This is a genomic window from Lactobacillus helsingborgensis (assembly GCF_003173695.1).
Taxonomy (GTDB): domain Bacteria; phylum Bacillota; class Bacilli; order Lactobacillales; family Lactobacillaceae; genus Lactobacillus; species Lactobacillus helsingborgensis.
In genome coordinates this window covers 1,451,795-1,464,438 of sequence record NZ_CP029544.1, presented here as the reverse complement: position 1 = coordinate 1,464,438, position 12,644 = coordinate 1,451,795, and the positions used below count along the sequence as shown (strand labels likewise).

Annotated in this window: 11 protein-coding genes; 10 read left to right on the top strand and 1 reads right to left on the bottom strand. The window is 35.7% G+C overall.

The annotated features are described in order from the left end of the window. Nucleotides 1-12: 12 nt before the first annotated feature. Complete coding sequence (locus DLD54_RS07090; RefSeq protein ID WP_109918723.1) at nt 13-1,605, top strand: ATP-binding cassette domain-containing protein; 1,593 nt, start codon at nt 13-15, stop codon at nt 1,603-1,605. 42 nt (nt 1,606-1,647) lie between these two features. Here the strand turns inward: DLD54_RS07090 and DLD54_RS07085 are convergent, their stop codons facing one another. Next, a complete protein-coding gene (locus tag DLD54_RS07085; RefSeq protein WP_109918722.1) occupies nt 1,648-3,015 on the bottom strand; it encodes an HD domain-containing protein in 1,368 nt (455 codons plus the stop codon). Between the two features lie 199 nt (nt 3,016-3,214). Between DLD54_RS07085 and DLD54_RS07080 the strand changes: the two genes are divergently transcribed. The 9 genes from DLD54_RS07080 (at nt 3,215) to scrK (ending at nt 12,585) form a co-directional block, all read left to right on the top strand. Then, nucleotides 3,215-4,045: a helix-turn-helix domain-containing protein gene (locus DLD54_RS07080; RefSeq protein ID WP_109918721.1), complete on the top strand. Its 831-nt coding sequence runs from the start codon at nt 3,215-3,217 to the stop codon at nt 4,043-4,045. A 653-nt stretch (nt 4,046-4,698) separates the two neighbouring features. Beyond that, nucleotides 4,699-6,111: an ATP-binding cassette domain-containing protein gene (locus DLD54_RS07075; RefSeq protein ID WP_233559199.1), complete on the top strand. Its 1,413-nt coding sequence runs from the start codon at nt 4,699-4,701 to the stop codon at nt 6,109-6,111. Between the two features lie 168 nt (nt 6,112-6,279). Further along, nucleotides 6,280-6,453, top strand: coding sequence for a hypothetical protein (locus DLD54_RS08815; protein ID WP_158593330.1), 174 nt, complete (start codon nt 6,280-6,282; stop codon nt 6,451-6,453). 127 nt (nt 6,454-6,580) lie between these two features. Continuing rightward, nucleotides 6,581-6,985, top strand: a complete 405-nt coding sequence (locus DLD54_RS07070; protein WP_038523927.1) for a DUF1934 family protein — start codon at nt 6,581-6,583, stop codon at nt 6,983-6,985. Nucleotides 6,986-7,032: 47 nt separating this feature from the next. Further along, a complete protein-coding gene (gene rpoE / locus DLD54_RS07065; RefSeq protein ID WP_109918720.1) occupies nt 7,033-7,587 on the top strand; it encodes a DNA-directed RNA polymerase subunit delta in 555 nt (184 codons plus the stop codon). A gap of 125 nt (nt 7,588-7,712) precedes the next feature. After that, on the top strand, nt 7,713-9,332 hold the full coding sequence (locus tag DLD54_RS07060) for a CTP synthase (RefSeq protein ID WP_109918719.1): 1,620 nt from the start codon (nt 7,713-7,715) through the stop codon (nt 9,330-9,332). A 128-nt stretch (nt 9,333-9,460) separates the two neighbouring features. After that, nucleotides 9,461-10,732 carry a UDP-N-acetylglucosamine 1-carboxyvinyltransferase gene (locus DLD54_RS07055; protein ID WP_109918718.1) on the top strand — a complete coding sequence of 424 codons (1,272 nt, stop codon included), beginning with the start codon at nt 9,461-9,463 and terminating at the stop codon, nt 10,730-10,732. A 144-nt stretch (nt 10,733-10,876) separates the two neighbouring features. Then, nucleotides 10,877-11,512, top strand: coding sequence for a hypothetical protein (locus DLD54_RS07050; RefSeq protein ID WP_109918717.1), 636 nt, complete (start codon nt 10,877-10,879; stop codon nt 11,510-11,512). A gap of 200 nt (nt 11,513-11,712) precedes the next feature. Then, nucleotides 11,713-12,585 (top strand): fructokinase ScrK, encoded by an 873-nt coding sequence (scrK, locus tag DLD54_RS07045; protein ID WP_109918716.1) that lies wholly within the window; start codon nt 11,713-11,715, stop codon nt 12,583-12,585. Nucleotides 12,586-12,644 lie beyond the last annotated feature (59 nt).

Sequence of the window (12,644 nt, the reverse complement as noted above, 5' to 3'; positions counted from 1 at the left end):
AGAAAAACCACTATGACAATCAAAGACTTGTACAGACAAAGTCCTTTACGCTTCATGATACTAATTTTGATTACCGTTTTAGAATGGACTTTACCAATTGTAACTACACAATTAATTATGCTTTTAACCACAGCAATTCAGCAACAGAAATTCCAACAGTTTTTAATTATAAATGTCATTTCATTTATGCCTTTCCTATTTCAATATATAATACAAGGACTGCATGCGTTCCTTCTATCAAAACAACAAGAGGAATTTAATTTTCATATCAGAAAAAGATCTGTATCTCACTTTTATGCGGATCAAAAAGAGCATTCTGTTGCCCAGATTCAAAATCGATTAACAAATGACCTGAATCAGAGCCAAGAAAATTATTTTGCACCATTTTTTAGTCTAATTGGTGGTGTTATTAATCTAGTATCTGTAGTTGTTCTGCTTATTTCATTACACTGGAGTTTACTTCTAACAATTATTTTGATGGTGGCTATTTCGTTATTGTTACCAAAACTATTAGAAAAGCCACTACAAAATTCAATGACCAAGATTTCAAAGAGTAATAATCAATATCTCGATTGTTTAGAAAAGTGGCTTAATGGCCTTGAAGAACTACAACGTTATTTTGCCAGAGATAAGCTATTTAAAATAACTAGTGCAGCTGGTAAAAATTTAGAAGATGCCAATATTAAGCAAAATGGCGTGATGCAGTTACTGTCTATTATTAACGGATTAGTATCCATTTCTTTTTCTATAATTTTGTTCATACTGGCAGGTTATTTGTTCCAAGCTAAAGTAGTAGCATTTGGTGCAATCACTGGAGTAGGCAATTGTAATTTCTATTTAAGGCAAAGTATTGAACTTATAGTTAGTCGCTATGGTCAAATGAAGGGAACCCAATCTTTAAACAAAGAAATTGCTAAAACGGCTGTACCGATAGAAAAAGTAGAGACCAAAAAGGTAGCAACGCCTGCTGCAATTAGTACGCATGATCTGAGCCTAAAATTTCCCAATGGTGAGAGTTTGCTCTTTCCTGATGTTAATGTGAAACCCGGTGAAAAAATACTATTAACTGGTGATTCTGGAGCCGGAAAATCAACATTATTTAAGCTGATTTTAGGTCAAATTAAACCAAGTTCTGGTCAAGTCACTTTTAAAAATAAAGACGGAGTCGTGGTTACACCCGATATGAGTAAAATTGGTTATATTCCCCAAGATCCAGTTCTCTTTCCCGTCAGCATTGCCGATAACATGACGATGTTTGTCGATAAACTAAAGGGTGCTTTACCAGCTCTGACTGAGAAAGTGCAATTAGCTGGAGACATTGCCAAATTTGATAATGGGTTGGAACAAAAAATTGATCTTAATAATTTGAATATTTCAGGTGGTCAAAGGCAAAAGATTGTTTTGGTACGAGCTTTAGTTCACCAGAGTGAAATTATTTTGATTGATGAAGGCACTAGTGCCATTGACCAAGAAGCAACAATGCAAATTTTGCATGAGGTTATAGCTACCCCTGCTACAGTAATTTTTATCGCTCACAGTTTTAACAAGCAAATGAAACAGCTGTTTGATAGAGAAATTCACTTGGTAAAAAATGTTAAAGGGTGAAATTGTCTTTGAATAAACAGCAAAAAACTGAATCTAGCAGATTCAGTTTTTTATTTTTTTGGGTTTTCTAATGTAGCGTAGAGTACCATTTTTGACGTAACGTTGAAACTTTTGATACAGGGGATCAAAAATTTGGGGTTCAAGGTTGTTAGACATCATAACTTTGGGGAAGAAAAACCTCTCATCGCCCTGCAATGTTCCGTTAAGTGAACGGACAAGCGGACTTAGTTGTGATAGTTCTATTAATTGACCGTCATTCTGCATGATTTCAATTTGACTGTTAGCATTTTTGCCACTTGGTTTATAAGCGTCATAGGGTTCATCAAATGCAGAGTTGGTATCAGTATAATAATTAGGGTCAAAACCGGCTTGTTTTATTAAAGCTTTTAGCTTCGGTAACAAACTTTTAGTTTCTTCATCAATGCAAACACTGGCAAGCGGTCGTCTGAAAAGGTAACGTTTACTCAAATCAGCTAGGATAGGATCACTTGATTTAGTCCACATTGAAAAATTAGTTTCCATCACGCCGTCATCCAATTTGAGATAATCGGTAAGATCCCAATTGCCAGCTAAAAATTTTGCTAAGCTAGGTGTGACCGGCAAATTGCCTTGTTGGTAAGCAATTTTTGCTCGTTCAAGTAAATGCTGCAAAATAACTTCCATTGAGCGTCCGACCCTGTGAAAGTAGACCTGCTGGTACATTTGGTAACGGGAAACGATGTAGTCCTCAACAGCGTGCATTCCAGCCATGGTGAAGCAAATGCCATCACTGTATGGACGAATTTCCTGCAAGATTCTGGACAAGTCAAATTCACCGTAAGTAACACCAGTAAAATAGGCATCGCGCTTAAGATAATCCATCCGATCAGCATCAGCTTGGCTCGAAATCATTTTTACTACTTGGGGATTGGGGTACGTTTTTGCAATCACGCTGGCAACTAAGGCAGGAAAGTTGGGCGAAACTTGGCTTAAGACGTGGTTAATCTCGGTGCTGGGGTCCGTAATAATTTTTTGCCCGATTTTTTCATGATCAGTTCCAAAAAGGTGTTCAAAAGTGTGAGAATAGGGGCCATGACCAATATCGTGAAGAAGACCAGCACATTCCACTAGAAGCCTGTTATTATCATCCCAAAGCCCATCACCTGAGCGCCTTGAAGGATACTTTTTGGCAAAAATATTACAAATGCGGCGGGTTAATTCATAAACACCCAAGTTATGCTCAAAGCGGGTATGAGTAGCACCGGGAAAAACATAGGCAATCGGTCCTAACTGCTTGATACGACGCATGCGCTGAAATTCTTTAGTCTTTAAAATGTCCAGAATAACCTGATCTTCAATGTGAATGTATTCGTGTACCGGATCTCTTAAAACTACTTCTTTAGCTAGTCTATTACTATGAAAGTTTGGCATGTATATCCCCTATAGCTATTTAACAAATCTGCTTAAAATGTTATTAATTACTTAAATTATAGCAAATTTAAGCCGTATAGTTTAACTTGTTTGTCTTTTTCGCGTTTTTTATTAAAATTAAATAATAAATTTTGCTAGTTTGAGCAATTGTGAGCATAATTGTAAGTGCATAAATAAACAAAAAGAGATAGGTGAGTTAATGAATTATATAGGTGATAAACTTAAAAATTTGCGCCAACAATTGGGATTAACACAAACAGAAATGGCAGCTGGCGTTATTTCTGTGTCCTTTTACTCTAAAGTGGAGCGAGGGTTGAATGATATTGGGGTAAATGACTTCTTAGAAATCTTGAAAAGCCATGGTGTTACTCCTAAGGAATTCTTCGGAGACATTACAAGTGAAGAAAATGATCAGAAAAAAGCAACTGACTTATACAATAAATTTATAAAGGTTGCAACTGAAGATAATGATGACGAAATCAATAATGTGATTAAAGACCTAGAGAAGATCAAAATTCAAACCCCTGCTATTAAATTTACTAAAATAGCAGCCAAATTGATTGCTGATACTCATGATAGAAAAGCTCTCAAAAAATTATCAACTAAACAAAAAAATCAGATTAAGAAAATGATTTTCCAAAAAGACACTGATGAAAATGAATATTATCGCATTGTGATACTAGCAAATATCATTCGTATATATAACATTGAAGAGGCTACATTTTTGGTTAAAAATGTCATTAGACGCTATAATGGCTCTGAAAAAAGAGAAAATAAAACTGAAGTTGCTTTAAGTGTTTTAATGGTTAATTATGTCAATTGGTGTATTGAATTAGGAAAAATTGATTATTGTTACGAGCCACTGGATTTTTTGAGAAAATTACCTGAGAAAATAAATTTAGCTCTTACAAAAATATTAGGACTATATTTCAGTGACCTTGTTAAGCAAAAGAATAACGAAGCTACTGAAATCAGGTACATATTAAATAAAGCAGGATTTAGCACGTTTGTTAATAAGCTGGTTAAATAAGTTTTCAAATATGAAAATATACTTGTAAATGGCGCTATTAGTAGTAGCATAAAAGGTGTTAAAGATATTGATATAAAAGGAGATATATTATGGATTTGTTGAGAGATGTAATTGTCATCTTACCAGAACCTGACTGGTAAATTGATATTTACTTTGAATTTATTAAGTAATAGAACTTTAATTATGTTTTATGCACAAATTTGAAAGTTTATACCTAGTTTAAATAACAAATATTTTGGTTTTCTTTAAAAATATTTGTTAAAGAGTAAAAAAAGAGCAAAAGTATTTTTGCTCTTTTTTTGCATCTTCTTTTTTATAATAATTTAGCTAATTTTTACAGCCTAAATTAATTTAAAATGAGATTTTAATTTAGGATTAATCATGATAAACTTATTTACAAACAGCTTTTGCTACAGCATGTCAGATAAACTATGAAATAAAAAACTTATAGGTCACATTACTATGAAAAATCTATTTAAATACGTTAAACAAGAACCGGGAAAAGTGACAGTGGTAGTTATTCTACAACTGATTTGTTCTGTTTTTCGGGTGCTTAATTCATTAATTAATGTTTTTATTTTGAATAGCTTGATAAAGCTTGACTTTCAAGGCTTTTTTAAGTACATTTTGCTCAACATTTTACTTTTTTGGTAATGACCATTTTTCTAATTAGTGAGCAGGTTTTAAGTGTAAAAACAGTTCAATTCCTAAGTTTAAGATTACGGCAAGATATTATTTTGCACTTAGAGAACTATCCGGTTTCACGTTTTGAACAACATGATACTGGAGTTTACACCTCGTGGCTGACTAATGATATGAATTTAGTCGAAGAAAATGGTTTTACCAATTTATTCTCAATGGTGCAAATTTTTGGCGATTCAGTTTTCTCTTTAATTGCATTGCTCAAATTTAATTGGACTTTTTTACCACTAGTAGTCATTTTAACCTTTTTTACTTTAGGATTGCCACAGCTTGTGCGTAAAAAAGTTGCCAGCAGCAACTTCACTACTAGTAAGGAAAATGAAAAAGTAGTTAATGTTATTAATGACTGTCTGCAAGGCTTTGCCACTTATAATATTTTTACCGCTGAACAGCAAATAGAAAAGCGGATTACTAGCGCCGTTAAAAAGTTAATTGGGGCAAAAGTTCGGCAAGCAAAGTATAGTTCATATAATAGCAGTATAGCTGGTGCCAGCAATGTTATTAGTCAAGTAGCTATTCAGGCTTGGACAGGTTTTCTGATTTTAGAAAAGCAGGTAACTATGGGGGTAATTAATTCATCTACTTCGCTAGCCTTTAATGTTTTTAATTCATTAGCTGTTATTGCACCGATTTTGACTGAGTTGCAGGCACTCAACCCGATCTTTAGCAAATATCAATTAGGTGAACCGATTAAAGCTAATATTCAAGGTGGTAGAGAAATTGCTGCTATCAATATTTCAGCTAAAAATTTACAAATTGCATATCATCCAGATAAACCAGTATTTAAAAAACCACTTAATTTTACAATAGAAAACGGACAAAAAATTGCGGTGGATGGCGAATCGGGCAGTGGCAAGAGTATTCTTCTAAAAATTTTGGCTGGTCGTTTAACCGATTATACGGGAGAACTTGAATTAGATAATACTGAGTATAAAAACATTGCTAATAGTACCTTACGCGCCAATATAGTTTATATTGATCAAACTGCATATCTTTTTAATGATACAGTGCGCTATAATCTGGAACTCGGTCAACATTTTACTGATGAAGAAATAAAATCAGCACTGGAAAAGGCTGATTTGTGGGATTTTGTGAGCTCTTTGCCGCAAAAGTTAGACACCCCAGTTGGCGAAGGTGGTGCTAGTTTATCTGGCGGACAAAAGCAGCGTTTGGCACTAGCTCGTGGGTTACTTAGAAATCGCAAGTTATACTTACTCGATGAATCGACCAGCAGCTTGGACAAAGCAGGCGCAGTTAAAGTAGAAAATGACTTCTTAGCTCAGCCCGAAATAACCGTTGTTTTTGTCAGTCACCAGTTACACGAAGAAAATAAAAATAAATTTGACCAAATCATAACTGTTTAGTTAACTAATAATTACCATTTTTGGTAAATATAACTTAAATGCGACGCAAACCATTAAAAAATAATTGCTTATTTTAAGCAATTAATGGGAAATGATATTATTAAAAAGAAAACCTTTAGAGGAAAATCATGTTAGAAAAAGAGAATAAGATGAAGGCTTAACAAGATATTGGCAAAAAATTCTCAACGGGTTACCGCCGCCAATATTGGTGGACCAATTGCGTCAATTGTTGCCGGAATAATTCTTGATCATGTTGGTGAAAAATTTATTGTTGTTGTTTGTACAAGCCTAATTATAATTGGTGGTATTAATATTTTGCTGTCAGTGCCTAAAAAGAACTAATTAGAGTAATTACTGGCATTATAAAATAATTTATTTTATAATGTTGTCTGCTAAAACGATATAAAAATAATGAGCTATTTTAGCTAATCAACCTGATTAGCTTTTTTATTGTAAAGAAATCAAGTATATGACTAAAGTAAAAATCGATTTTACTAGTAGAATTATTCAAGGTAAAGAAAGTGAAACTTTCAAAAAACAAGCTCAAGGTAATCTAACTGAATCAGAGGGAGCTGTCAGAGTTTCATACTTGGAAGACAATCAAATTCCAGTTAAAATTTTAATTAGAGAAAATAATGTAATAATTAGGCGTGGAACTGATAAGAATAATTACTCGCAATTACATTTTATTGTTGGTGAGCGGATGAATTGCCGCTACATTGCGCAAGGTTATCAGATGGACTTACAAAGCACGACAAAATTTATTAAATTTTTCCCTAAAAATGATGGTTCACGTGAACTTCAGATTGAATATGACCTTTATAGTGGTCTATACTTAATAGGTAACTATACCATCACATTGATTTTTACTTGAACGCCTAGTAAAATAAAAAAGACTGTTTAAGAGAGAGGAATACAATTGTGGGATTAAACGACTTTAAAAATAAAAATCGCAATGAATTATCAATGATTGAAGTTGCTCGCGCAATTCTGGAAGACAATAATAAAAGAATGGCTTTCGCTGATATTGTTAATGCCGTGCAAAAATACTTAGGCGTGAGTGATGAAGAAATAAGGGAACGTTTGCCCCAATTTTATACTGATATGAACACTAATGGTGAGTTCATTTCTATGGGTGAAAATGTCTGGGCACTTCGTTCATGGTTTCCTTATGAATCAGTGGATGAAGAAGTTAACCACCCTGAAGATGAGGACGAGGAGGATACTCGTACCCACCATAAGAAAGTTAACGCCTTCTTAGCAACTGCTACTGGTAGCGATGATATTATTGATTATGATAATGATGACCCAGAAGATGAAGATTTAGACGCCACCGCAGATGATGAAACTGATGACTTTGACGATGACGAAGATTATGTCAATACCGATGATGAAGATGATGAAGATTTACCAGACGGCATTGAAGGTCAGTTATCTGAATTAAATGATGACGACGATGAAGAAGAAGACGAATAATTTTCTTGACTTTGAGTCTTAAAATAGATAGTATTTTACTTGGGCACGTTATGTGCGTTTAAGCTCCCGTATGGGAGCTTTTTTTATTTTTGATTATTTTTATTTTTTGCAAAGGAGTTTGGCTAATGACAAAATATATCTTCGTTACTGGCGGTGTCGTTTCTTCACTGGGCAAAGGAATTACCGCTTCTAGCTTAGGTCGACTATTAAAAAACCGCGGATTAAAGGTTACGATGCAAAAGTTTGATCCCTACATTAACATTGACCCCGGAACAATGAATCCTTATCAACATGGTGAGGTATTCGTCACTGATGATGGTACTGAGGCGGACCTTGATCTGGGTCACTACGAAAGAATCGTTGATGTAAGGACAAGTAAATATTCAAACGTCACAACCGGTAAGATTTATAAAGAAGTATTGGAAAAAGAACGCCGGGGCGATTATCACGGTGCGACCGTTCAAGTAATTCCTCATATTACAGACATGATCAAGCAAAAAATTATGCGTGCCGGTTTAACTACTGATTCTGATGTTGTCATTTCAGAAATTGGTGGTACTGTTGGCGATATTGAATCTACTCCTTTCATGGAAGCTATTAGACAAATGCGGCGTGAAGTCGGTGAAGAAAACGTGATGTACATTCACTGTACTTTAGTACCTTATCTCCACGCAGCTCAAGAAATGAAAACTAAGCCAACTCAACATTCAGTAGCTGAATTACGGAGTATCGGAATCCAACCTAATATGCTCGTTTTACGTGCAGAAATGCCAATTGACCAAGAACATAAAGATAAGATTTCGAACTTTACTGATGTACCGGTTGACCGCATTATCGAGTCCATTAACGCTCCATCGCTTTTTGATTTGCCACTAGCTTTCCAAAAGCAGGGAATGGATCAAAAAGTTTGTGATTTCTTACATATCAAGAGTCCTAAAGATGAAGCTGATATGGAAGAATGGCAACGACTTGACGAGCGGGTTAAGAATCTTAAACATACAACTAAGATTACTTTGGTTGGCAAGTACGTTGAACTTGAAGATGCTTATATTTCTGTAACCGACGCGCTGAAACATGCCGGCTATGCTTATAACAGCAATGTTGTAATTAACAAGGTGCAAGCAGAAGATATCACTGAAGATAATATTGCTGACTACATGCAAGGATCCGACGGTTTAATTGTTCCTGGCGGCTTCGGTTCACGTGGCTTTGAAGGAATGATTACCGCGATTAAATATGCCCGTGAAAATGATATTCCATTTTTGGGTGTGTGCTTGGGTATGCAAATGGCTACTATTGAATTTGCCCGTGATGTTTTGGGATATAAAGATGCGAACACAACTGAAGCTGATCCTAAAACTAAGCACAATGTAATTGATATTATGGCTGATAAGCGTGATGAAGAAAATATCGGAGGCACACTGCGTTTGGGTCTTTATCCTGCAACATTGAAGAAGGGCACAAAGACAGCTGCTGCTTATGACAATCAGGATGTCATCCAAGAGCGTCACCGTCACCGTTACGAATTTAATAACGAATTTCGTGATGCGTTTGAAAAAGCAGGCATGACTTTTGCTGGTGTTTCACCAGATAATCATTTAGTTGAAATTATTGAATTGACTAAAAATAAATTCTTTATCGCTGCACAATATCACCCAGAATTTTTAAGTAGGCCGCAAAGACCAGAAGGTCTATACAAGGCATTTATTGGCGCTGCTAGCGGTCTTCCTGAAGAAAAGCTTTAATTGGCGTAATTAGATAATACAAAATCAAATTTTTGGACGGGGGAAGGCGAAGGTCTTCTCTTGTTTTTTCTGTTAAATTCCTTTAACATTATTATGACTAAACGAAATAGAAAAGGATTTTTTCGCCAATGAAGCAAATGATAATTCATGGTGGAAAGCCCCTGCAGGGTGATGTCTGGATTGGTGGTGCCAAAAACTCAACCGTTGCACTGATTCCAGCTTCAATTTTGTCGCGAACACCAGTAATTTTGGAGGGCGTTCCCAGAATTGCAGATGTTGACAACTTAATGGATCTGCTAAGTGAAATGGATGTCGTCAGTGACTTTAATAATACGACATTGCGTATCAATCCAGAACACATTAAGATGAGCCCATTGCCAAGTGGTAAAATCAAGAGTTTACGTGCTTCCTATTACTTTATGGGAGCTCTTCTTGGTCGTTTTGGTAAGGCTGTTGTGGGCTTCCCTGGTGGAGATGATATCGGTCCCCGCCCCATTGACCAACATATTAAGGGATTTGAAGCCTTAGGCGCATGTGTAAAAAATGAAGATGATCAAATAAAAATTACGGCTCCGGCTGATGGTTTGCATGGAGCCACAATACATTTAGAAATGCCTTCCGTGGGCGCAACGATGAATATAATAATGGCTTCCGTTACTGCTCAGGGCCAAACTATTATCAACAATGCTGCTAAAGAACCTGAAATAATTGATTTAGCAACTTTTTTGAATAATATGGGAGCTGTTATCAGGGGTGCTGGAACAGATTCGATTAGGATTGAGGGCGTCAAGCGGCTTGAAGCCAAGACACCTCATACAATTATCCCTGACCGGATTGAAGCCGGCACTTATATTTCATTAGCTGGCTGTATTGGAAATGGTATTCGCATTCATAACATTATTGAGGAGCACTTGGACTCATATTTAGCCAAAGTTGAAGAAATGGGTCTAGTGATAGATGCTACTGAAGATTCTTTATTTGTCTATCCTGCTGGTGACTTGAAGATGACACAGATTAGAACGGGTTCTTATCCCGCATTTGCGACGGATTTACAGCAGCCGGTTACACCTCTTTTACTATCAGCTAAAAGCGGTGAAGGCGTGATTATTGACCAAATATATCCTAAAAGGATTGGCCATATCAAGCAATTATGCAAAATGGGTGCAGACATCAAAGTTGAAGATAACATTATTTTAATTCATCCTACTGCTAAACTTCACGGTGCTACAGTTTCTGCAGGAGAAATTCGCGCAGGAGCTTGCCTTATGATTGCCGGATTAATGGCAGAGGGCAAAACGGTAATTAATAATGCTGGCAATATCTTACGGGGTTACGACCGAGTACAAGAAAAATTGCGTTTGCTAGGTGCTGATGTAAAAATTCAGGATGTGGCAGACTAAATAGCTAGTTTAATATTCAGCAAGAGACTAATCGTTACGGTTAGTCTTTTTATTGTTTTATAAGTAAATATGTCATTATTGTTTCTTTTGTAATTAAATTGTAATATACTTTAGTCATTACTAATTAAATAGCGAGGTGCAATAATGAAATTTAAATTACACAGTCTTTCTAAGACTTTTATAGCAGCAGTACTCTTAAGTGTACCGGTAGGTTCAACCTTGGCAGTAAATAATGTTGTTGCAAAAACAGATATTGTTAAGGCTGCTCCTTACCATCATTCTAATAAGGAGTTAACTAACAAGTTTGCTCGTGCAGGTTATGTTTTTAAACTGACTAATGCAGAAGACGGGGCACTAATTAAAACTAATGGTAAATCCTATAGTCCAAAAGTACTGCAAAAGATTGTTAAAAATAATACTCTTTTTAAGGTCAAAAAAGTCAGACCAATTCACAATGGCATGCTTGTTGATTTAGTTTCAAAAGGTGGTAAGTATAAGGGCACTACCGTCTATTTAAACGGTATTTATAACAAACATGTACATGATAAGAAACTGCAGCCCCTAATTAAGGCAGAACTAAGTGTGATGACTGCTAAGGCTAATAAAAGGCCAACTGCAAAATTGTTAGGTAAAGCTGCAGCTTTGGCAAATAAACTAACTGGCCGAGAGAAGAAAATTGCACTGACTTCAATTAAACAAGTGAAGAAATTTATTAAATATGGCACTTTGGGTGAAATCCCTGTGCTTCTTATTGGTCTTTATCCTGTTATCCAAAAATAGAAATAACTTTGCTTAAGTGAAAAAAGAACTTGAAGTGTGACAACTTCAGGTTCTTTTTTGCATTAATATAGAATTTAATAATCGGTGTTTAAGTTGTAAAAAGTTAGGCAGGCATTTATTTAATAAAATTCTTTTTTGTCTAAAATTGAGAGTTATAATAAAAAAGTAATTGAAACGAAAGGTCAATTAAGGAGTTATAAATGTTATTAGGATCAATTGAAGCTGGCGGTACCAAGTTTGTTTGTGCTATTGGCAATGAAAATTATCAAATAAAGGATCAAATCACTTTTCCCACGACAACGCCGGCAGAAACGTTACAAAAAACCGTAGATTATTTTAAGCAATTTGCTGTCGATGCAATTGGTATTGCATCTTTTGGACCAATTGAAGTCAGAAAAACAGCACCTAATTATGGTTATATAACTGATACTCCCAAAAAAGGTTGGGCTAATACAGACTTTGTAGGGCGATTGACTAAGACAATTAAAGTTCCGGTTTTCTTTACTACCGATGTTAACGGCTCTGCTTATGGTGAGTACGTCATGGCGCAACTTGCAAATGAAGACGTTGATTCTCTGGTTTATTACACCATTGGTACCGGTGTAGGCGGCGGAGCAATTATTAATGGTAAATTAGTGGGTTCTTTAGGTCACCCTGAAATGGGTCATGTCAAAGTTAAACGTCATCCGGATGATATGAATTTTGCTGGCGTTTGTCCTTTTCACCAAGATTGTTTGGAGGGCCTGGTTTCAGGTCCAACGTTTGAGGCACGCCTTAACAAGCCAGGCAAGGAAGTACCGTTATCAAATCCAGTATGGGATATCATGAGTTATTATGTGGCACAAGCTGCTTTGCAAGCCACGTTAATTTTGCGCCCAGACAAAATTGTTTTCGGTGGGGGAGTTACTAGTGAACAATTCTTAGAAAAAGTGCGGCGTGATTTTAAGGCCTTGCTAAATGACTATGTCCATGTTCCTTCATTAGAACAATACATCACAATGCCCGAAATAATTAATAATGGTTCAGCAACAGTCGGTGACTTTGCTTTAGCAAAAAGATTGTTAAGAGAGTAAATATTTTTTCGTAAAGCGCTAAAAAAAGGCACTTTAGCAGTTTAACGTGCATATTTTAG

Coding starts and splice junctions, on each gene's coding strand:
- DLD54_RS07090 (WP_109918723.1), top strand. CDS start 13: ATGACAATCAAAGACTTGTACAGACAAAGTCCTTTACGCTTCATGATA.
- DLD54_RS07085 (WP_109918722.1), bottom strand. CDS start 3,015: ATGCCAAACTTTCATAGTAATAGACTAGCTAAAGAAGTAGTTTTAAGA.
- DLD54_RS07080 (WP_109918721.1), top strand. CDS start 3,215: ATGAATTATATAGGTGATAAACTTAAAAATTTGCGCCAACAATTGGGA.
- DLD54_RS07075 (WP_233559199.1), top strand. CDS start 4,699: ATGACCATTTTTCTAATTAGTGAGCAGGTTTTAAGTGTAAAAACAGTT.
- DLD54_RS07070 (WP_038523927.1), top strand. CDS start 6,581: ATGACTAAAGTAAAAATCGATTTTACTAGTAGAATTATTCAAGGTAAA.
- DLD54_RS07060 (WP_109918719.1), top strand. CDS start 7,713: ATGACAAAATATATCTTCGTTACTGGCGGTGTCGTTTCTTCACTGGGC.
- DLD54_RS07055 (WP_109918718.1), top strand. CDS start 9,461: ATGAAGCAAATGATAATTCATGGTGGAAAGCCCCTGCAGGGTGATGTC.
- DLD54_RS07050 (WP_109918717.1), top strand. CDS start 10,877: ATGAAATTTAAATTACACAGTCTTTCTAAGACTTTTATAGCAGCAGTA.
- scrK (WP_109918716.1), top strand. CDS start 11,713: ATGTTATTAGGATCAATTGAAGCTGGCGGTACCAAGTTTGTTTGTGCT.